Consider the following 19,450-nt stretch of genomic DNA (forward strand, 5'->3'; position numbering starts at 1 on the left):
TAGCGCGATCACCAAACGGGGCCAATCCGGAATGGTTCACCGCTGCCGGAAATGGTCCCATCCGCGCAATCGCGGAACACACCCGCCCACGGTCACGGGGTCGGTACCGGGCTCCGTCGTCTCCTCGACGGTGCCCAGGCGGGTCCACCCCTCGGGGAGCCCGTCCCCCGGAGGGAAGGTGGCGGCGAGCGCGTGGTCCTCCCCTCCCCCCGCCATGAGTTCCCTGGCGGCTGCCTCGGCTTCGGCGCGGTCCGCTCCCAGGGCGAGGACCGCCCCCAGCAGAGCGGGGGCGGGGCGGAGGGCGGAGGGGTCCAGGTCGATCCGGACCCCGCTGGCACGGCAGACGTGCCCGAGGTCTTGGACGAGTCCGTCGCTCACGTCGAGCATGGCGGTGGCCCCGGACCGTGCCGCGATCGGCCCCTGGGCGTAGGGAGGGCGGGGCCTGCGGTAGGCGGCCAGGCACTCCTCCGGGCCGTCGACCCCCTGTTGCAGGAGGGCCAGACCGGCCGCGGAGAGGCCTAGGCGGCCGTAACAGGCCACGGCGTCCCCAGGGCGGGCGCCGTCCCGGCGTACGGGGGAACGCCCTTCGAGGTCGCCCAGAGCGGTGATCCCGATCGTCAGGGTCTCCGAGGAGACCGTATCCCCTCCTACTACCGCCCCACCCGCGAGCGAGCACTCGTCGGCGGCCCCGGCGGTGAACTCCTCGGCCCAGGAGACCGGCAGGCCGGGCGGGGCGGCGAACCCGACGAGCAGTCCGGTCGGACGGGCGCCCATGGCCACGACATCGGCGAAGTTCTGCGCGACGGCGCGGTGGCCGACGTCGCGCGCCGACGACCACTCCCGTGTGAAGTGGCGCCCCTCCACCAGCATGTCGGTCGTGGCGACCGTCCGGCCGTCGGGTGAGGCCACGACGGCCGCGTCGTCGCCGGGTCCGAGAATGACGTCGTCGGTCGTGGGGAGCCCGCCCGTCACGCGCGCGATCAGAGCGAACTCGCCAAGACCCCCAATGGTGCTCAACACAGGGATCAGGGTACGGTGACGCTCCGAAGCAATGGTCTAGACCCGCGTTCGTCACAGGCCGCGCCCGCGGCCCCGGCGGCCGACCTCCATGCCCGGCGGAACACAAAGGAGTGCTCATGGTGCAGGCCTACATCCTGATCCAGACCGAGGTGGGGAGAGCGGCGGAGGTCGCCAGACACGTCCGAGACCTCGAAGGGGTCGACGAGGCGCACGACGTGACCGGCCCCTACGACGTCGTCGTCCGGGCGCGCGCCGACGACGTCGACGCTCTCGGAACCCTCGTCGTGGCCCGGATTCAGCGCTTGGAGGGCATCGCCCGTACTCTTACTTGTCCCATAGTCAATATCTGACGGGCCGAGTGGATCGGGGTTGCTGACAGTGATGAGACGGGGTTTCGGGGTGGCGTGTGCCGTCGCCTTACTCACCGCCGGGTGCGGAGCCGCGAACGTGCAGATAGAACCACCCCGGAGTGACGGTACGACCACGGAGGTCTGTACCGGGTTCGTGTCCGCGCTCCCGGACACCCTGTTGGACACCGAGCGGGCGACCGTCCGCCCGGACACCGGTGTGACGGCCGCCTGGGGCGATCCGCCCATCGGTGTGCGATGCGGTATCCCCCGCCCCTCGACGCTCTCCCCCGACTCCGTACTCCAGGAGGTCGACGGCGTGCTCTGGCTCCCGCAGCCGGAGGACGAGCCGACCCTGTTCATCGCGGTGGGCCGGACCGCCTATGTGGAACTGATGGTGCCGCCCACCTACGGCCCCCCGGCCGCGGCGCTGACCACCCTGAGCACGCTGGTCGAGGAACACGTCCCCGCCCTGCCGGAGGGCAGGCTCTGACGCGGTACCGCGAGGAGACTTCCAGCGGCACGGGGCCGCCGACCGTCGGCGGCCCCGTGTCCGTGTTCCGAGAGTTCGGAGGCGGTCGGCTACTCCTCCCCGCCGGCCTCCTCGGAGGGCTCGTCGCTCGCCTCGGCGTCGGCCGACCCCTCCGGCTCCTCGGCCGCGCCGGAGCCGTCGTCCATGGCCTGGCCGCCGAGGGAGCCTCCGGTTTCGAGCGCGGCGTCGACCTCCTCGGCGGTCTGCGACACCCCGCCGGAGCACGCGGCGCCGGGCTCGGGCACGTCGCTGCCGCGCTCGTAGACGGTGACGAACTTGCGCAGGTCGTCGTCGTCCGCGGTCTCGACGGCCACCTGGCGTCCCCAACTGGAGGCGACGATGGGGGCGTCCATCTCACCCTCGTAGGGGCTGATCACCAGGTAGTCGCCCGGGTTGTACATACCGGTGAGCAGGTCGACCTGCTCTTGGTCCAGTTCGGGGTCGTAGTTGATCCAGACCGCGCCGTGCTCCAGGGAGTGGACCGCGAACTCGGGGGTGACGGGCGCGGGGTAGACCCCGCAGTTCTGCCACCGGTTCCAGTGGTTGCCGCCCACCGGGGGAAGCTGCTCGTAGTCGACGCGCTCGCCGTCGGCGACGTGCTGGTAGGAACCGACCTCGTACTCCTCCAGGCCCGCGATGTTGCGGTCGCGGATCGCCATGACGATCAGGAAGGCCAGCAGCCCGACGACCAGTACGACGGCACCGACGGTGAGGGAGGTGTTGCGCACCTTGCGCCGCTTCTCAAGCCTGCGGCGTTCCTCTCGCAACTCTGCTGCTTTGCGGCGACGCTCCTCCGCCGTCTTCTTCTTGGCCACGGGGTCTCCTGGTACAGATGTGGTCGAATGGGGCGTATCTATCCTCTACTTTGACAGTATCGTTGCCCGATCCGACCAGGATGGTCCTATGGGACACACAAGCGAGATCGCCTCCGACCCGGACCTGGACGCGGACGAGCGCTCCCCGGAGGAGGACGTGCCCGGCCGCGGAGGCTCCGAAGGGGACGGGGGTCGCCCCCTGTCCCGCGGCTCCGGACGCTCCCTCCCGCTGTGGATCGCCGCGGTCCTGGTCGTCCTCGCGCTCTGCGGGGGCTACCTCCTGGGCCGCCCCTCCTACCCGCTGGACACCAGTGCCGACGCCGGGTTCCTGAGGGACATGAGCTCCCACCACGCCCAGGCCGTGGACATGTCGCTGATCATCCTCGACAAGACCGACGACCCGGACCTGCGCACCATCGCCACGGACATCGCGCGGACCCAGCAGGCCCAGATCGGGATCATGCAGGGGTGGCTGACCGCTTGGGGGCTCAACTCTCGGGGCTCCCAGCCGCCCATGACGTGGATGGTCGCCGCCGGGCACGACCACGGCGCCGGGCCTGGCGAGGTCCCGGAGTGGATGCCGGGCCTGGCCACCCCCGAGGAGATGGCGGCGCTGGAGGCCGCCGAGGGGGTGGAGGCCGAGGTCCTGTTCCTGGAGCTGATGATCGCCCACCACGAGGGCGGGGTCGAGATGGCTGTGGCCGAGGCGGACCTCGGCGGCCAGGACCTGGTCGTGGAGTTGGCCGACGGCATGGCCGACGCCCAGCAGAAGGAGATCGTCCTGATGGAGGGCATGCTGGCCGACCGCGGCGTGGACACCGGCGGAGCCCCTGCGAACTGAGCCGCCCGCCGCCGTCCCGCGAGCGCCCCCGGGAGCCCTTCCCGGGGGCGCTCGCGTTGTCCCGGGGTCGGGTATCGTGACGACACGACGTAGGACTACAGTTTGTAGTACTACGGCGAGTCGGAATCTGAGAGGCGGGTATGGAAGCCCTGGATCTCGCGAGGTGGCAGTTCGGGATCACCACGATCTACCACTTCCTGTTCGTCCCCCTGACCATCGGCCTGTCCCTGATCGTCGCCGTGCTCCAGACGCTCTGGCACCGCACCGGCAAGCACGAGTACCTCCAGGCCACCCAGTTCTTCGGCAAGCTGTTCCTCATCAACTTCGCCATGGGCGTGGTCACCGGCATCGTGCAGGAGTTCCAGTTCGGCATGAACTGGAGTGAGTACTCCCGCTTCGTCGGGGACGTCTTCGGCGCCCCGCTCGCGATGGAGGCCCTGCTGGCCTTCTTCCTGGAGTCCACCTTCATCGGCCTGTGGATCTTCGGCTGGCACCGCCTCCCGCGCACCGTCCACCTGCTGTGCATCTGGGCCGTGGCCGTCGGCACCAACCTGTCCGCCTACTTCATCCTGGCCGCCAACGCCTGGATGCGCCGACCGGTCGGCTACACGGTCAACGAGGAGACCGGCCGCGCCGAGCTCACCGACATCTGGGCCGTGCTCAGCAACGACCAGGCCTGGTCCACCTACCTGCACACCGTCTCGGCCGCGTTCATCACCGCGGGCCTGTTCGTCGTGTGCGTGAGCTGCTACAAGCTCTGGCGCGACACCGCGCACGGCGACACCGCGCACGGCGACACCGGCACCGCGGGCACCGCACCGCCCGCGGACGAGCGCGCCCTGTTCCTCGGCACGCTCAGGATCGGTCTGGTGTTCACGCTCCTGGCCGGGCTCGTGGTGACCGTCTCCGGCGACCACCAGGCCAAACTCGCCGCGGAGTACGAACCGATGAAGCTCGCCGCCGCCGAGGCGCTGTGGCACACCGAGGAGGGCGCGGACTTCTCCGCCTTCGCCGTCGGCGACACCGACGCCCGGTACAACCCCGTCGACATCACGGTGCCCAACGTGCTCAGCTTCCTGGCCACCGGGCACTTCGACGGCGAGGTGCACGGGATGAACGACCTCCAGGAGGCCTACGAGGAGTACTACGGCCCCGGGGACTACATCCCCAACGTGTTCGTCGTGTACTGGGCCTTCCGGCTGATGATCGGCCTGGGGCTGGCCGGCGTCGCGGTCGCCGCCCTCGGCCTGCTCCTCACCCGGGCCGGCACGCGGCCGCCACGGCAGCGCTGGTTCTACTTCCTGGGGATGGCCGCCCTGCCCGCCGCGCTGGCCGCCAACATCCTCGGCTGGGTGCTCACCGAGATGGGCCGACAGCCCTGGACGGTCCACGGCGAGCTGCTCACCGCGGCCAGCGTCTCCCCCGGGGTGAGCCTGGCCACCGTCGCGACGAGCCTGGCGGTCTTCACCGCCCTCTACGGGATCCTCTTCGCCGTCGAGGTGGGTCTCCTGGTCAAGTACGTCAAGGCGGGCCCCTCCCACCTCGTCCCCGCGCTGGAGGACGGCGAGGACGAGGCCCGCATCCCCCACTTCAGCTACTAGGAGCCCGGGACCATGGAACTGGCCGTCATCTGGTTCATCGCCATCGCCGTCCTCTGGACCGGCTACTTCGTCCTGGAGGGGTTCGACTTCGGGGTGGGGATCCTGCTGCCGTTCATGGGCAGGCGCGACTCCGTCGACCGCCGGGTCGCCATCAACGCCATCGGCCCGGTCTGGGACGCCAACGAGGTGTGGATGATCACGGCGGGCGGCGCGATGTTCGCCGCCTTCCCCGCCTGGTACGCCTCCCTGTTCAGCGGGTTCTACCTCCCGCTGCTGGTCATCCTCGTCGCCCTCATCCTGCGGGCTGTGGCCTTCGAGTACCGGGGCAAGCGTGACGACCCCGTGTGGCGCGCGCGGTGGGACCGGGCGATCGTCTTCGGCAGCGCCGCCCCCGCGTTCCTGTGGGGCCTGGTGTTCGCCAACGTCGTCCGAGGCGTGGCCATGGACTCCGACCACATCGTCACCGCCGGGCTCCTCGGCCTACTGCACCCCTACGCCCTGCTGGGCGGGGTGACCACGCTGTCCCTGTTCACCCTGCACGGCGCCGTCTTCCTCACCCTCAAGACCGACGGTCCGGTGCGGGCCCGGGCCCGGCGCGCGGCCGTGGGCGCGGCGTGGTCGGCGGTCCCGTCTGGGGCGATCTTCCTGGCCTGGACACAGATCGCCCACGGCGCGGCGTGGACCCTCCCGGTGGCGGTCGCGGCCGCCGCCGCACTGGTCGGGGCTGTCGCCGCGGCCCGGCTGCGGCGCGAGGGGCTCTCGTTCACCCTCACCGCCGTGACCGTGGCCGCCGCCTCCGTCACGCTGTTCGGATCGCTGTTCCCGAACGTCCTGCCCTCCACCACCGACCCGGCGTTCAGCCTGACCGTGTGGAACGCCTCGTCCGCCGACTACACCCTCACCGTGATGTCGTGGGTCGCGGTCGTGTTCCTCCCCCTGATCCTGCTCTACCAGGGGTGGAGCTACTGGGTGTTCCGCAGGCGCGTCACCGGTGAGCAGATCACCGGCACCAGCGCGGACGGCCCGAAGGAGGTCTCGGCCTCCTGATCGCCCCGGCCCGTCCGAAGGCCCTTCCGGTCCAGGCTGTGGACAGCCGGACCGGAGGGGCCGATCCGCGGCATCATCGAAGGGACACACGTCCGTGAAACCGCTGGACCCACGCCTGGTGCGCGCCGCCGGAGCGGTCCGCGTCCATCTGGCCGTCTCCGTGGTCAGCGGCGTGCTCATCACCGGACTGATCCTGCTCCAGGCCTGGCTGCTCGCCCGCGTCATCACGGGCGCCTGGGCCGGGGAGGGTCCGGCCGCCCTGGGACCGGCGATCACGGCGGTCGCCGGGGTGGCGGTGGCCCGGGCCGTGCTGTCCTACACGGCGGAGGCCTCCGCCCTGCACAGCGCCGCGCGGACGAAGTCGCAACTGCGCCGCCGCCTGGTCGCCCACGTGACCGGCTCCGGGAGGGTGTGGACCGCCGGGTCCGGCGACGGGCACGGCTCCCCCAGGGCCGGGGAACTGGTCACCCTGGCCACCCGGGGGCTGGACGCGCTGGACGACTACTTCGCCCGCTACCTGCCCCGGCTCGTGCTCGCCGCGATCGTGCCGCTGGCGGTGCTGGCGGTGGTCTTCCGGGCCGACTGGATCTCGGGCGTGGTCATCGCCCTCACGCTGCCGCTGATCCCGGTCTTCATGGCGCTGATCGGGATGTACACCCAGGAGCGCACCGAACGGCAGTGGCGGCTGCTCAGCCGCCTGGGCGGCCACTTCCTCGACGTCGTGGAGGGTTTGCCCACCCTCGCGGTGTTCCGCCGCGCCAAGGCGCAGGCCGCGCTCATCCGCCGGGTGGGCGACGCGCACCGCAGCGCCACCATGGGCACCCTGCGCATCGCGTTCCTGTCGGCACTGGCCCTGGAGGTGCTCGCCACCCTGGCGGTGGCGCTGGTGGCGGTCGAGGTGGGGCTGCGGCTGCTGGGCGGGCACATGGACTACCATTGCGCCCTGCTGGTGCTGATCCTGGCCCCGGAGGCCTACCTCCCGCTGCGCGAGGTCGGCGCCCGCTTCCACGCCAGCATGGAGGGCGTGGCCGCCGCCGACCGGGTGTTCGCCGAACTCGACCGTAGACACGATTCCTCCGGCTCGGGCCGGGCACGCACCGGCTCACCCCCCGAACCCGTCAGGCTGCCCCACCCCGCCGCCTCGGGAGACCTCCGCCTGGAGGGTGTGGGGGTGCGCTACCCCGGCCGCGACGTCCCCGCCCTGTCCGGGCTGGACCTGAGCATCACCGCGGGAGAACGCGTCCTGCTCACCGGACCCAGCGGCGCGGGAAAGACGACCCTGCTCTCCCTGCTGCTGCGCCTGCAATCCCCCACCGAGGGCCGCGTCCTCCTGCGCCCGACCGGCGGTGCGTGGACCCCCCTGGAGGAGGTCCCCGCGCAGGACTGGCGGCTCGGCGTCGCCTGGGTCCCCCAGCACCCGTACCTGTTCGACCTGTCGGTGGCCGACAACATCAGACTCGGGGCACCGGAGGCGTCCATGGAGCGGGTCCGCGAGGCGGCGCGGCGGGCCGAGGCGGAGGCGTTCATCACACGGCTGCCGCAGGGGTACGACACCCGGCTCGGCGAACGGGGCGCACGTCTCTCGTCCGGGCAGCGGCAGCGGATCGCCCTGGCCCGGGCCATGCTCCGCGACGCCCCGCTCGTCCTGCTGGACGAACCCACCGCCCATCTGGACCCGGAGAACGCCGCGGCGGTGCGCACCGCCGTCGTCCGCCTCCTGGAGGGCCGCACCGGCGTCATCGTCACCCACGACGCCGCGTGGGCCCGCCAGGCACTCTCCGGCGACCTCAGGGTCGAGACCCTGCCCGCCCCAGACCGGGAAGGACGGCTTCCGCGATGAGTACCGAACGGCGCGACCCGCTCCTGCGGATGCTCGCCCTGGCCCGACCGCGCGGCGCGCGGTTCGCGCTGGGCGTGCTGCTGGGCGCCGCCGCCACCGGCGCCGGGGTCGCACTGCTGGCCGTGGCCGCGTGGATGCTGGCCACCGCCGCCGACCACCCCCCGATCACAGCGCTGGGCGTGGCCGTGGTGGCCACCCGCGCCCTGGGGGTCGGACGGGGGGTGGCCCGGTACCTGGAGCGCCTGGTCACCCACGACGCCGCCTTCCGCACCCTGGCCGAGGTGCGGGTGCGAGTCTACGAGCGGCTGGCCGCCACCGAGCCGTTCGGCCGCTTCCGGTCGGGCGACCTGGTCTCCCGCCTGGTCAACGACACCGAGGCCACCCTGGACCTGCTGGTGCGCGGGCTGGCCCCGCCGCTGGTGGCGGTGGTGACGGGGGCGGGGGCCGTCCTGTTCCTGACCGCGGTTCACGCGCCCGGCGGCGCCCTGCTGGCAGCGGGGCTCCTCCTGGCCGGTCTGGCGGTGCCGCTCGCGGCGGCCGCCCTCGGCAGGGGGCCGGGGCGGCGGCAGGCCCGGGCCCGGGGCGAACTGTCGTCGGCGCTCGTGGACACCCTGCACGGCGCTCCGGACCTGGTGGCCTACGGGGCGATGGAGCGCCAGGTGGCACGGGTGAACGCCGCCGACGCCGAACTGACCCGGATGGCCCAGCGCGACGCCGCGGTCCTGGGGTTCGGGGCCGGGGCGAGCGCCCTGGTCACCGGGCTGACGGTGTGGGGCGCGCTGCTGCTGGGTGTGGCCGCCGTCGACGGGGGCGGCCTGGACGCGGTGTCGCTGGCCGTGCTGGTGCTGACCACGCTGGCGGCGTTCGAAATCGTCGCCCCGCTGCCGGAGGTCGCCGCCCGGCTGGGGGCGATCCGCGCCTCCGGGGAGCGGCTGTTCGGTGTCCTGGACACCCCGCCCTCAACCGCCGAGCCCTCCCGCACCGGCCTGTCGCCTCGTCCCGGGGCCGCCGCCGTGCGGGTGCGGAACCTACGGGTGCGCTACGGCCCCGGCGAGCCCTGGGCCCTGGACGGTGTGGACCTGGAGGTCCCCGAGGGGGCGACCGTCGCGGTCCTCGGGCCGAGCGGTGCGGGCAAGAGCACACTGGCATCGGTACTGCTGCGCTTTCGCGACCCCGACTGCGGGCGGGTCGAGGTCGGCGGCGCGGACGTGACCGCCTACCCGGCCGACGAGGTGCGCGCCGTGGTGTCGGGGGTGCCGCAGGACCCGCACGTGTTCGCCTCGACGCTGCGGGAGAACCTCGCGCTGGCCCGTCCGCGTCCCGCGGACGGGCCGTCCGTGGACGAGGACGCCCACCTGTGGGAGGTGCTGCGCCGGGTGCGGCTCACCGACGAGGTAGCCGCCATGCCGGAGGGACTGGACACCCGGGTGGGCACCCACGGGCGCGGGCTGAGCGGCGGCATGGTGCAGCGTCTGGCGCTGGCGCGCGCGGTGCTGGCCGCACCGGGGGTGCTGGTGCTGGACGAGCCGACGGCGCATCTGGACCCGGACACGCGGGACGCGGTGATGGGCGATCTGCTGGACGCCGCCGAGGGGTACTCCACCCTGCTCATCACCCACGACCTCGCGGGGCTGGAGCGGGCGGACCGGATCTACGTGGTGCGCGAGGGACGGGTGATCCAGGAGGGCACCCACGCGGAGCTGTCGAGACGGGAGGGCTGGTACCGGAGCGTGCTCCCGGGGTGAGCGCACGCCGGTGCGGATCCCACCCCGCAGAGGCTTCCCGCCGCCTTGCACGGAGGCCGTGCCGTCAATCGGAAGCGAGCGCACGGTGGACGGCTTGCGGAGGAAGTCCTCACGGGCGGCCTTCCGGCGGGCCTTCGCGCTGCCATGGGATCCTTCGCGCCGTCGGAGGGCACCGCGACGCTGGACGGCCGACGGTGTTCTCCCGCATCGACGGGCACACCCTGGTCTCCCGGAGCTGACACCCGGCCGGAGCGGCCCTGTCGACGCCCTGGAGGGCGAAACCGTTCGGCTAGGGGAGCAGCGAGTTCACCGCGATCTCGATGCCGAAGGGCTCGGGGAGCTTCACGGATTCGTCGCGCAACGCTCGGGCCACGTCACGGTACTCGCTTCCCTTCGGGTTGGAGAACAGGGCGAGCTCTCCCTTGGCGGGGTCGACCACAAGGTAGAGGGGAACACCGGCGCGGGCATGGCCCCGGGGCTTGACCTGCCAGTCCCGGACAGACGTGCTCGGAGAGACGACCTCCACCGCGAGTTCAAGCTCCTCGGCGGGCCGGATCCAATCCGGCCCCTCCCACCCCTGTCCCATGGCGAGGGATTCGGGAAGGACCACCAGGTCGGGAACATACCGGTCACCGGTGGTGGAGATCTCCACCGTCACCATCTGGAGCCCGGCCCGGTCCATCGCTTGAGCACGATCGATGGCCCGCTCGATCCGCTTGACGATCCAGGCGTGCCGGTAGGTCGGTGTGGGCGACACGACGATGCTCCCGTCGATGACCTCCGTGCGGTAACCCTGGGGGAGTTCGAGGTTTTCAGCGAGCGTCGGAAGATCCACCGTCGTCACCTCCGGCCGCTCGTGAGCAACACACGTCATTCATAACCCCTTGCGGTGTTCAGAATGTCTCTGAGCGTAGCGAGAGCACATGCCCAGTGTAGGCGTTTTCCGGAAAGGCGCCAGAGAACGAACCCGCCCACCGACGGGACGCATCCGGACGCATACCCGCGAACCGCCCGGCTGACACCGGGGCACCGATCCTCTAGGGTTCCCCCGTGGGTAACTGGGTTCGGGAATTCCTCGGCGGCGCGGGCCTCCTGCCGCGCGGCCTGTTCATCCTCGTGCGCCGTCCGCGCATGCTGCTGCTGGGGGCGATCCCCCCGCTGATCACGTCCGTGCTGTTCCTGTGGGCCTTCGTGGCCCTGCTGTTCCACCTGCCCGGCCTAGCGACGTGGGCGACGCCCTTCGCCGCGGAGTGGGACGAGAACCTGCGCGGGCTGCTGCGCCTGGCCGTCGCCCTGGGGATCGGCGCGGGTGCGGTGATGGCGATGGTCGTCACGTTCACCACGGTGACGCTGACCCTGGGATCACCGATCTACGACAAGATCAGCGAGATGGTCGAGCAGGAGCTCGGGGACGCCCCCGAGGGCTCCGACGAGCCGCTGCTGGCCTCGATCGTGCGTGCGCTGCGCCAGGCGCTGGCGATCGTCCTGGCGTCCCTGGCGGTGACCCTGGCCGTGTTCGTGATCGGGTTCCTCCCGGTTGCCGGCCAGGTGGCCGGCCCGGTCCTGGCGGCCACCCTGGGCGGCTGGCTGCTGGCCATCGAACTGCTGGGGAGCGCCTTCGACCGACGGAACATGCTGTTCATCCGGGACCGGCGCCGCCACATGCGCACACGGCGGATGCGGGTGCTGGGGTTCGCCGTCCCCACGTACTTCCTGCTGGCGATCCCGTTCGTGGCGATCGCGGTGTTCCCGGCCGCCGTCGCGGGCAGCACGATCCTCGCCCGGGACCTGCTCGGGGCCCAGTCCCAGCGTCCCGTGCCCGGCCCCGGCGGGCCGGGCACGCCCCCGCCGCAACCCCTGCCCCCGCAGGCACCGCACGGGCACCCGCCGCAGGGCGGCCCCGGGATGCCGGGGCCGCAGCACGGTCCGGGGTGGCGCTAGCGCAGGCCCGGTGACCGGCGCAGGGCGGTGGCGAGCATCCGCTCCACCAGCGCCGCGTAGCCGACACCGGTGGCCTCCCACATCTGCGGGAAGGCCGAGGAGGGGGTGAACCCGGGCATCGTGTTCAGCTCGTTGACGAGGATCTCGCCGTCGGCGGTGTAGAAGAAGTCGACCCGGGCCAGGCCCTCGCAGCCCATCGCCTCGAACACGTCGGCGGCCATCGCCCGCAGGCGGGCCGCGGCCTCCTCAGGGATCCCCGCCGGGATGGTGAGGCTGCTCGTGGACAGGTACTTGGCCTCGAAGTCGTAGAAGTCGAACCCGTCGGCGACGTGCACCTCGGCCGGCAGGGAGACGTCGGGGACCCCGCCGTCCTCGGACTCCAGCACCCCGCACTCGATCTCGCGCCCGACCACCTGCGCCTCGACGAGGACCTTGGGGTCGTGCTCTCGGGCGGCCTCGACGGCGGCGGACACGGCGTCGGGGTCGGAGGTGTCGGACACCTTGCTGATGCCGACGCTGCTGCCGGCGCGGGCCGGCTTGACGAACACGGTGTGGCCGAGGGCCCGGATGTCGTCGAGCGCCTTCTTGCGCTCGCGCTCGGTCCGCCACTGCCGGTCGGTCACGGCCACGTAGTCGCTGGTGGGGATGGCGTTGCCGGAGAGCATCGCCTTCATGAACACCTTGTCCATGGCGGCGGCGCTGGAGAAGACCCCGGCGCCCGCGTAGCGCACGCCCATCATCTCGAACAGCCCCTGGATGGTGCCGTCCTCACCGAAGGGCCCGTGCAGGAGCGGCAGCACCGCGTCCACCCGGGGCAGGCGCTCCGCCCGGCCGCCGGGGGCGACGCGCAGCAACTGCCCGGCACCGTCGAAGGACAGCGCCAGGCCCGCGCCGTCCTCGGGCACGGACGGCAGCGCCCTGGTCCGCGGGTCGATCCTGAGCCGTTCGGGGTCGGACGGGGCCAGGACCCAGTGGCCGCCCTTGGTCACCCCGATGGGCACGATCTCGTAGCGGTCGTGGTCGACGGCGGAGAGGACGCTGCCCGCGGTGACACAGGAGATCTCGTGCTCAGAGCTGCGACCGCCGAAGACGACCGCGACCCGAGTCTTGCGCTGCTCGGACGACATGCTGCCTGACCTTATCTCGCCTGTAGGAACCGGAACAGGGAAAATACCCGTTTCATGTAAGTTTCCGCCACCGCGCACCGCGGGAAGGACCCTCCCCACGGTCACCGGCCCCTAGACCCCGTAGCGCTCGGGTTTGGCGCTGCGTGCCATGAAGGCCACGAGCGCCTCGGCCGGGGACAGGTCGTGGTGCATCATCTTGACGACGGCCTCGGTGATCGGCATGTCGACGCCGTTGCGCCAGCCGAGTTCGAGGATCGACTCGGAGGACTTGACCCCCTCGGCCGTCTGCCGGGTCTCGGCGATGACCTGTTCGAGGGTCTTGCCCGCGCCCAGTTTCTCACCGAAGGTCCTGTTCCGCGACAGAGGTGAGGAGCATGTCGCCACGAGGTCCCCCATGCCGGCCAGGCCGGACAGAGTGTGCTCGTCGGCGCCCAGGGTCACGGCCAGGCGTGTGGTCTCGGCCAGGCCTCGGGTGATCAGGGACGCCTTGGTGTTGTCCCCGAGCCCCATGCCCTCGGCTACGCCCACGGCCAGGCCGATGACGTTCTTCATCGCGCCGCCGATCTCCACACCGACCAGGTCGGTGCTGGTGTAGGGGCGGAAGTAGGGCGCCTTGAACAGCCCCTGGAGGCGGACCGCCGTCGCCTCGTGCGGGCAGGCCACCACCGCGGTGGCGGGCTGGCGCTCGGCGATCTCCCTGGCCAGGTTGGGTCCCGAGACGGCGGCGATGCGCTCCTCGGGCAGCTTCAGAACCTCGGCGATGATCTGGCTGACGCGCAACTGCGTACCCAGCTCCACACCCTTCATCAGGCTCACGATCACGGCGTCCCCGCGCAGGTGCGGCTGCCAGCGCACGAGGTTCTCCCGCAGCGTCTGGGACGGTACCGCGAGCACCACCACGTCCGCCCCGGCGAGCGCCTCGGCCTCGTCCGCGGTGGCTCGAAGCCGGGGGTTCAGCGCGATACCGGGAAAGTAGTCCGGGTTCTCCGAGGTCTCGTTGACCGCGTCCACGACCGCCGCCCTGCGGCCCCAGAGGAGGACCTCGGCCCGTGGGGCGTCCCGGTTCTCCCGCCGTGCCTCAGCGGCCGCGTCCGCGACGATGTTGGCGAACACGGTTCCCCAGGAGCCGGCCCCGAGAACGGCGATCTTCACCTCGTCGGTCCCTTTCAGCACCGTCATGCCTGTGCGCCGCTCCTGCCGTTGTCGTCCTCGTCGGTGTGCTCGGCCCGGCGCTCGGCCTCGGCCGCCGCGATACGGGCCCGCTTCATGTCGTAGGGGATCGCGGGCGGGCTCTCCCCGCGGATGTCCGCCTGTAGCGCGGTGATGTCCGCCATGATGGCCTCGGTCGCCTCCGCCAGGAGCGAGGCGGTCAGCGGTCTGCCCTCGAATCGGGACAGGTCCACGGCGGGACCCGCCAGGAACTCCACCCGCTTGGGCGGGAAGAGGCTCATCCCCTTCTTCCTGTAGGGCAGGATCCTGTGCTCGCCCCAGTGGGCCACCGGTACGACCGGTACGCCGGTCGTCAGTGCCAGGCGGGCCACACCGGTCTTGGCGGTCATCGGCCACAGGTCCGGGTCACGGGTGCAGGTGCCCTCCGGGTAGAAGACCACCGAGGACCCGTCACGGGTGAGAGCCAGCTCGGCCTCCTTGAGCGCCTTCACGGCGTCGGCGCCGCCCCGCTTGACGGGGATCTGTCCGGTGCTCCTGGCCACGGCGGACACCACGGGGACCTTGAGGATGGAGTCCTTCATCGTGAAGGTCGGCCATCGGCGCGCGCCGATGTAGAGGTAGTGCGCGACCGTCAGGGGGTCGATCGTGGACAGGTGGTTGGCCGCGATGATCACGCCGCCCTCGGCCGGGATGTGCTCGGTTCCCCGCCAGACGGGTCGGGTGATCAGCCGCAGGACCGGGCGGACGATGGACGCCGCGACCGCCTTCACCCACTGAGATTCTCGTTGCTTGGCCACGGGACTCCTCACTTCATCGCTCCGGTCCGATACGGCCCCCGGAGCACAGCCGGTTCAGTGTAGGCCGGGTCCGGCACCGCCCCACCCCGCCGGGAGCGCCTAATCTCGTGATCACCGCCGTTGCCGCAACCGATGTCCCGGGGGAACCGTGACCGGCTTTCGAGAGCGAGGCGGGGCCGCCGGTGCCGGAGTGCCCTGGTCCCTGATCGTTCCAGTCAAGCACCTCGACCGCGCCAAGTCGCGACTGGGCCGCTCGCTCGGGCCCCACCGGGGTGACCTGGCGCTGGCCATCGCCTGCGACACGGTGGCCGCCGCCTTGGCCTGCCCGGGTGTGGGTGCGGTGTTCGCCGTGACCGGCGACGGCCGTGTCGGCGCCCGGTTGGCCGCGCTGGGCGCCGTCGTGGTCGGCGACGAGCCCGGCACGGGCCTGAACCCGGCGCTGCGCCACGGCGCGGCCACGGCGCGGCGGCGCCTGCCCGGGTACGGGGTGTGCGCCCTGTCGGCGGACCTGCCCGCGCTGCGGCCCGAGGAACTGGGCCGGGTGCTGTCCGCGGCGGCGGCGCTGGGCCGCTCGTTCCTGCCCGACGCACCGGGTGTGGGGACGACCCTGCTCGCCTCGGCCCCCGGACGGCGGTTCACCCCCGCCTTCGAGGGGGACTCGCGCGCCCGCCACCTGTCCTCGGGCGCCCGGGAGCTGGTGGTGCCGGGCACGGCCTCGGTCCGCCGCGACGTGGACACGCCCGAGGACCTGGCCGCGGCGGCCCGCCTGGGGCTGGGTGAGCGCACCCGCGCCCTGCTGGAACGGATCGGCCCGGTGAGCGGAACGCACACCGCCCGGGTCCCTGTGGGGGACCCGGGCGGTGCCGAGCGGTCGCCGCGGCGCGGCGGACCGCCTACTTCTCCCCGTTGACCAGGGTCTTGAAATCGGCGCCGGCGCGGAACTTCGGAACGAAGCTCTCCGGGACGTCGATGGCCTCGCCTGTGGCGGGGTTGCGGGCGGTACGGGCCGCGCGCTTGGACTTCTCGAACACTCCGAAGCCCGTGATGGCGACCTTGTCGCCCGACGCCACGGTGTGCTGAATGGTGTCGAGCACAGCGTTGACCGCTTCGGTGGCGGTCTTCTTGTCCCCGAGCCGGTCGGAGATCGCGTCGATCAGGTCACGCTTGTTCATAAAGGTTCCTCCGGTTCCCCCTTGCCCGCACGAAATTAGGGGAAGCGAAGGGCCTTGCACAAATACAAACGCCTGCGATCCAGGCGTGTCGGCCCCTCCCCGAACTGCGGGGAAGCTACGGAAGGCGACCGGAGCACACCGCCGCACACGCCCCTAGGTGCCCCGTTTGTCCCCCTGTGGGGGACTCGAATGCCTACGTACAACCGGATTCCGGACACGAGGCGCCTTCCACGGGAGGACCAGGAAAGCCTCATTGGCCGGTCACTCCAAGTAAAGGTAAAATCTTTGCGATCATGGCGCCCGCGAGCCCGCGGAGGCCGCCGTCCCCGGTCCAGAAGGCGATCCCGCACGCGAGCCGCCCAGCACGGCGCGGCCCGGACCGGAGGGCTCCGGTCCGAGCCGCGCGACCCGTCGGAGGGCCTCAGAGGGTCACCGGCAGCCAGCGCCTGCGCGAGGTCTCGAACTCGCCGATCTCGTCCGTGTGGCGCAGGGTCAGGGCGATGTCGTCCAGCCCCTCCATGAGGCGCCAACGGGTATAGTCGTCCAGCTCGAAGGGCTCACGCACACCCGGGCCGCGCACCTCGCGGGCGACCAGGTCCACGGTCACCTCGGTGGCGGGGTCGGCCTCGACGGCCTCCCACAGCCTGTCGATGACCTCCTGCGGCAGCAGGACGGTCAGCAGGCCGCCCTTGAGCGAGTTGCCGCGGAAGATGTCGGCGAAGCGCGACGACAGGACCACCTTGAACCCGTAGTCCTTGAGAGCCCACACGGCGTGCTCACGGGAGGATCCGGTACCGAAGTCCGGCCCCGCCACCAGCACGGTGGCGCCCTCGAACTCGGGGCGGTTGAGGACGAAGTCCGGGTCGCTCTGGCGCCACTCCGCGAACAGGCCGTCCTCGAACCCGGTGCGGCTCACCCGCTTGAGGTAGACGGCCGGGATGATCTGGTCGGTGTCGACGTTGCTGGCGCGCAGCGGCACGGCCCGACCGGTGTGGACGTCGAATTTCTCCATGGGAGGTCTCTCCTCGGTACTGGTCGGGGCCCTACAGGGATTCCAGGTCGGCGGGCGAGGACAGCGTGCCGCGCACCGCCGTGGCGGCGGCGACCTGGGGCGACACCAGGTGGGTGCGACCGCCGCGGCCCTGGCGGCCCTCGAAGTTGCGGTTGGAGGTGGAGGCACTGCGCTCACCCGGCTTGAGCTGGTCCGGGTTCATGCCCAGGCACATCGAGCACCCGGCCTCACGCCACTCGGCCCCGGCCGCCTCGAAGACCGCGCCGAGCCCCTCCTCGTTGGCCTGCTCCTTGACCCGCATGGAGCCCGGCACCACCAGCATCCGCACCCCCTCGGCGACCTTGCGGCCGCGGATGATCTCGGCCGCGGTGCGCAGGTCCTCGATACGGCCGTTGGTGCACGAGCCCAGGAAGACGGTGTCGACGCTCACCTCGCGCATCGGCGTGCCGGGCGCCAGGTCCATGTACTTCAGGGCCTTCTCGGCGGCGGCACGGGCGGAGGGGTCCTCGAAGGAGGCGGGGTCGGGCACCGGGGCGTCCAGCGGCACGCCCTGGCCGGGGTTGGTGCCCCAGGTGACGAACGGGCTGAGCTCGTCGGCGTTGAGGACGACCTCCGCGTCGAACCGGGCGTCCTCGTCGGTGCGCAGGCTCTTCCAGTGCTCGACGGCGGCGTCGAAGTCCTCGCCCCGCGGGGCGTGGTCGCGCCCGCGGATGTACTCGAAGGTCGTCTCGTCGGGCGCGATCATGCCGGCACGGGCGCCCGCCTCGATGGACATGTTGCACACGGTCATCCGGGCTTCCATCGACAGGGACCGGATGGCCTCGCCCCGGTACTCGATGACGTAGCCCTGGCCGCCGCCGGTGCCGATCTTGGCGATCACCGCGAGGATGATGTCCTTGGCGGAGACGCCCGGCCGGAGCGTGCCGTCCACGGTGACCGACATCGTCTTGAAGGGCGCGAGGGGCAGGGTCTGGGTGGCCAGGACGTGCTCGACCTGGCTGGTGCCGATACCGAAGGCCAGCGCACCGAAGGCGCCGTGGGTGCTCGTGTGGCTGTCACCGCACACGATGATCATGCCGGGCTGGGTGAGACCGAGCTGCGGGCCGACCACGTGGACGACGCCTTGGTCGATGTCGCCCATCGGGTGCAGGCGGACGCCGAAGTCCGAGCAGTTCTTGCGCAGGGTCTCGACCTGCTTGCGGGAGACCGGGTCGGCGATCGGCGCCAGGAGGTTCTGGGTGGGGACGTTGTGGTCCTCGGTGGCGATGGTCAGGTCCGGGCGGCGCACGCTCCGCCCGGCCAGGCGCAGTCCCTCGAACGCCTGGGGGCTGGTCACCTCGTGGACGAGGTGGAGGTCGATGTACAGCAGGTCCGGCTCGCCGTCGGCACGCCGGACGACGTGCTCCTCCCAGACCTTCTCGGCCATCGTGCGTGCCATGGGCAATCGCCTCTCTCGTGCTCGGTCTCGGGCCCGGCCTTGAGGGCCCCGCGCGGATGTGCGACCTGACTTGCATTCCATATATCGAGACGGCAATATCAAGTCATGGACAACTCTAGCCCATCCAGCGGCGTTGGTGTACTCGACAAGACGATGTCGGTCCTCGACGCGCTGGAATCGGGGCCCGCGTCACTGGCCCAACTGGTGCAGATCACCGGGCTGGCACGGCCCACCGCACACCGTCTGGCCGTCGCCCTCGAACGGCACCGCATGGTCACCCGCGACAGCCAGGGCCGGTTCGTCCTGGGCCCCCGCCTGGGCGAGCTCTCCATCGCCACCGGCGAGGACCGGCTGCTGGCCGTGGCCGCCCCCGTGCTCGTCCAACTGCGCGACCTGACCGGCGAGAGCGCCCAGCTCTACCGGCGCCAGGGCGACCTGCGGGTCTGCGTGGCCGCCTCCGAACGCACCAGCGGCCTGCGCGACACCGTCCCCGTCGGCAGCGAACTGCCCATGAACGCCGGCTCGGCCGCCCAGATCCTGCTCGCCTGGGAGGACCCCGACCGTATCCGCCGCTCCCTGGTGGGTGCACGCTTCACGGCCGCCAGCCTCGCCCAGGTCCGGCGGCGCCGCTGGGCCCAGAGCGTCGCCGAGCGCGAGCAGGGCGTCGCGTCGGTGTCGGCACCCGTCTCCGGACCGGGCGGGCGGGTGATCGCGGCGGTCTCGGTGTCCGGCCCGATAGAGCGCCTGACCCGCGCCCCCGGACGCATGCACTCCCAGGCGATACTGTCGGCCGCGGAGAAGATCAGCGAGTCGCTGCACACCTACGAGAACCGGTAGGGCCGACGGACACGGCACCGGGTGGTCCGTCCGGGGCCGGACGGGCCACCGGGAACCTGGAGACGCCGAAGGCCCCGCTCCGTGGAGCGGGGCCTTCGGCGCTATGTGTACCCCCGAGCGGATTCGAACCGCCGTTACCGCCTTGAGAGGGCGGCGTCCTAGGCCACT

General features: G+C 71.8%; 19 protein-coding genes. 10 read left to right on the top strand and 9 right to left on the bottom strand.

Annotated features, from left to right (window positions below; translation table 11 throughout):
• Positions 1–36 precede the first annotated feature (36 nt).
• A complete protein-coding gene (locus ACFHWE_RS06935) occupies positions 37–1,020 on the bottom strand; it encodes a thiamine-phosphate kinase (protein WP_416599774.1) in 984 nt (327 codons plus the stop codon).
• Positions 1,021–1,136: 116 nt separating this feature from the next.
• Between ACFHWE_RS06935 and ACFHWE_RS06940 the strand changes: the two genes are divergently transcribed.
• Both ACFHWE_RS06940 and ACFHWE_RS06945 read left to right on the top strand, forming a co-directional pair.
• The gene (locus ACFHWE_RS06940; RefSeq protein WP_416599775.1) at positions 1,137–1,370 is read left to right on the top strand and encodes an Lrp/AsnC family transcriptional regulator; all 234 of its coding nucleotides are present in this window, start codon (positions 1,137–1,139) and stop codon (positions 1,368–1,370) included.
• Between the two features lie 31 nt (positions 1,371–1,401).
• Positions 1,402–1,860 carry a DUF3515 domain-containing protein gene (locus ACFHWE_RS06945; protein ID WP_416599776.1) on the top strand — a complete coding sequence of 153 codons (459 nt, stop codon included), beginning with the start codon at positions 1,402–1,404 and terminating at the stop codon, positions 1,858–1,860.
• 89 nt (positions 1,861–1,949) lie between these two features.
• Here the strand turns inward: ACFHWE_RS06945 and ACFHWE_RS06950 are convergent, their stop codons facing one another.
• Positions 1,950–2,714: a DUF3105 domain-containing protein gene (locus ACFHWE_RS06950; RefSeq protein WP_416599777.1), complete on the bottom strand. Its 765-nt coding sequence runs from the start codon at positions 2,712–2,714 to the stop codon at positions 1,950–1,952.
• An 88-nt stretch (positions 2,715–2,802) separates the two neighbouring features.
• On the opposite strand from ACFHWE_RS06950, the gene ACFHWE_RS06955 reads away from it, so the two are divergent.
• From ACFHWE_RS06955 to cydC, 5 genes are all read left to right on the top strand, one after another.
• The gene (locus ACFHWE_RS06955; protein ID WP_416599778.1) at positions 2,803–3,555 is read left to right on the top strand and encodes a DUF305 domain-containing protein; all 753 of its coding nucleotides are present in this window, start codon (positions 2,803–2,805) and stop codon (positions 3,553–3,555) included.
• Positions 3,556–3,695: 140 nt separating this feature from the next.
• Entirely contained in the window at positions 3,696–5,156 is a 1,461-nt protein-coding gene (locus ACFHWE_RS06960; protein WP_416599779.1) for a cytochrome ubiquinol oxidase subunit I, read from the top strand.
• Between the two features lie 12 nt (positions 5,157–5,168).
• Positions 5,169–6,203 (top strand): cytochrome d ubiquinol oxidase subunit II, encoded by a 1,035-nt coding sequence (gene cydB, locus ACFHWE_RS06965; protein WP_416599780.1) that lies wholly within the window; start codon positions 5,169–5,171, stop codon positions 6,201–6,203.
• A gap of 94 nt (positions 6,204–6,297) precedes the next feature.
• Positions 6,298–8,043 (top strand): thiol reductant ABC exporter subunit CydD, encoded by a 1,746-nt coding sequence (gene cydD / locus ACFHWE_RS06970; RefSeq protein WP_416599781.1) that lies wholly within the window; start codon positions 6,298–6,300, stop codon positions 8,041–8,043.
• On the top strand, positions 8,040–9,788 hold the full coding sequence (cydC, locus tag ACFHWE_RS06975; RefSeq protein WP_416599782.1) for a thiol reductant ABC exporter subunit CydC: 1,749 nt from the start codon (positions 8,040–8,042) through the stop codon (positions 9,786–9,788). Before cydD ends, cydC begins: the two co-directional genes overlap by 4 nt.
• A gap of 289 nt (positions 9,789–10,077) precedes the next feature.
• On the opposite strand, the gene ACFHWE_RS06980 is transcribed toward cydC, so the two are convergent.
• Positions 10,078–10,623, bottom strand: a complete 546-nt coding sequence (locus ACFHWE_RS06980) for a Uma2 family endonuclease (RefSeq protein ID WP_416599783.1) — start codon at positions 10,621–10,623, stop codon at positions 10,078–10,080.
• A 215-nt stretch (positions 10,624–10,838) separates the two neighbouring features.
• Between ACFHWE_RS06980 and ACFHWE_RS06985 the strand changes: the two genes are divergently transcribed.
• Positions 10,839–11,729 (top strand): EI24 domain-containing protein, encoded by an 891-nt coding sequence (locus tag ACFHWE_RS06985; protein WP_416599784.1) that lies wholly within the window; start codon positions 10,839–10,841, stop codon positions 11,727–11,729.
• Here ACFHWE_RS06985 and ACFHWE_RS06990 read toward each other — a convergent pair.
• The 3 genes from ACFHWE_RS06990 to ACFHWE_RS07000 all read right to left on the bottom strand — a co-directional run bounded on the left by ACFHWE_RS06990 (position 11,726) and on the right by ACFHWE_RS07000 (position 14,823).
• Positions 11,726–12,856: a D-alanine--D-alanine ligase family protein gene (locus tag ACFHWE_RS06990; RefSeq protein ID WP_416599785.1), complete on the bottom strand. Its 1,131-nt coding sequence runs from the start codon at positions 12,854–12,856 to the stop codon at positions 11,726–11,728. The genes ACFHWE_RS06985 and ACFHWE_RS06990 overlap by 4 nt on opposite strands.
• Positions 12,857–12,967: 111 nt before the next feature.
• Positions 12,968–14,035, bottom strand: coding sequence for an NAD(P)H-dependent glycerol-3-phosphate dehydrogenase (locus ACFHWE_RS06995; RefSeq protein ID WP_416599786.1), 1,068 nt, complete (start codon positions 14,033–14,035; stop codon positions 12,968–12,970).
• Positions 14,032–14,823, bottom strand: coding sequence for a lysophospholipid acyltransferase family protein (locus ACFHWE_RS07000; RefSeq protein ID WP_416599787.1), 792 nt, complete (start codon positions 14,821–14,823; stop codon positions 14,032–14,034). The genes ACFHWE_RS06995 and ACFHWE_RS07000 overlap by 4 nt, the downstream gene beginning before the upstream one ends.
• 148 nt (positions 14,824–14,971) lie before the next feature.
• On the opposite strand from ACFHWE_RS07000, the gene cofC reads away from it, so the two are divergent.
• Positions 14,972–15,733 carry a 2-phospho-L-lactate guanylyltransferase gene (cofC, locus tag ACFHWE_RS07005; RefSeq protein ID WP_416599788.1) on the top strand — a complete coding sequence of 254 codons (762 nt, stop codon included), beginning with the start codon at positions 14,972–14,974 and terminating at the stop codon, positions 15,731–15,733.
• On the opposite strand, the gene ACFHWE_RS07010 is transcribed toward cofC, so the two are convergent.
• From ACFHWE_RS07010 to leuC, 3 genes are all read right to left on the bottom strand, one after another.
• Positions 15,717–15,995, bottom strand: coding sequence for an HU family DNA-binding protein (locus tag ACFHWE_RS07010; protein WP_028646909.1), 279 nt, complete (start codon positions 15,993–15,995; stop codon positions 15,717–15,719). The two genes, cofC and ACFHWE_RS07010, sit on opposite strands and share 17 nt — an antisense overlap.
• A 421-nt stretch (positions 15,996–16,416) precedes the next feature.
• Positions 16,417–17,007 carry a 3-isopropylmalate dehydratase small subunit gene (leuD, locus tag ACFHWE_RS07015; RefSeq protein ID WP_416599789.1) on the bottom strand — a complete coding sequence of 197 codons (591 nt, stop codon included), beginning with the start codon at positions 17,005–17,007 and terminating at the stop codon, positions 16,417–16,419.
• A gap of 31 nt (positions 17,008–17,038) precedes the next feature.
• On the bottom strand, positions 17,039–18,445 hold the full coding sequence (leuC, locus tag ACFHWE_RS07020) for a 3-isopropylmalate dehydratase large subunit (RefSeq protein WP_416599790.1): 1,407 nt from the start codon (positions 18,443–18,445) through the stop codon (positions 17,039–17,041).
• 153 nt (positions 18,446–18,598) lie between these two features.
• Between leuC and ACFHWE_RS07025 the strand changes: the two genes are divergently transcribed.
• Positions 18,599–19,282, top strand: coding sequence for an IclR family transcriptional regulator (locus tag ACFHWE_RS07025; RefSeq protein WP_028646912.1), 684 nt, complete (start codon positions 18,599–18,601; stop codon positions 19,280–19,282).
• The last annotated feature ends 168 nt before the right edge of the window (positions 19,283–19,450 follow it).

Origin of the sequence: Nocardiopsis sp. LOL_012 (assembly GCF_048060475.1) — a bacterium.
Classification (GTDB): domain Bacteria; phylum Actinomycetota; class Actinomycetes; order Streptosporangiales; family Streptosporangiaceae; genus Nocardiopsis.

Coding starts and splice junctions, on each gene's coding strand:
- ACFHWE_RS06940 (WP_416599775.1), top strand. CDS start 1,137: ATGGTGCAGGCCTACATCCTGATCCAGACCGAGGTGGGGAGAGCGGCG.
- ACFHWE_RS06945 (WP_416599776.1), top strand. CDS start 1,402: ATGAGACGGGGTTTCGGGGTGGCGTGTGCCGTCGCCTTACTCACCGCC.
- ACFHWE_RS06955 (WP_416599778.1), top strand. CDS start 2,803: ATGGGACACACAAGCGAGATCGCCTCCGACCCGGACCTGGACGCGGAC.
- ACFHWE_RS06960 (WP_416599779.1), top strand. CDS start 3,696: ATGGAAGCCCTGGATCTCGCGAGGTGGCAGTTCGGGATCACCACGATC.
- cydB (WP_416599780.1), top strand. CDS start 5,169: ATGGAACTGGCCGTCATCTGGTTCATCGCCATCGCCGTCCTCTGGACC.
- cydC (WP_416599782.1), top strand. CDS start 8,040: ATGAGTACCGAACGGCGCGACCCGCTCCTGCGGATGCTCGCCCTGGCC.
- ACFHWE_RS06990 (WP_416599785.1), bottom strand. CDS start 12,856: ATGTCGTCCGAGCAGCGCAAGACTCGGGTCGCGGTCGTCTTCGGCGGT.
- ACFHWE_RS06995 (WP_416599786.1), bottom strand. CDS start 14,035: ATGACGGTGCTGAAAGGGACCGACGAGGTGAAGATCGCCGTTCTCGGG.
- ACFHWE_RS07010 (WP_028646909.1), bottom strand. CDS start 15,995: ATGAACAAGCGTGACCTGATCGACGCGATCTCCGACCGGCTCGGGGAC.
- leuD (WP_416599789.1), bottom strand. CDS start 17,007: ATGGAGAAATTCGACGTCCACACCGGTCGGGCCGTGCCGCTGCGCGCC.
- leuC (WP_416599790.1), bottom strand. CDS start 18,445: ATGGCACGCACGATGGCCGAGAAGGTCTGGGAGGAGCACGTCGTCCGG.
- ACFHWE_RS07025 (WP_028646912.1), top strand. CDS start 18,599: ATGTCGGTCCTCGACGCGCTGGAATCGGGGCCCGCGTCACTGGCCCAA.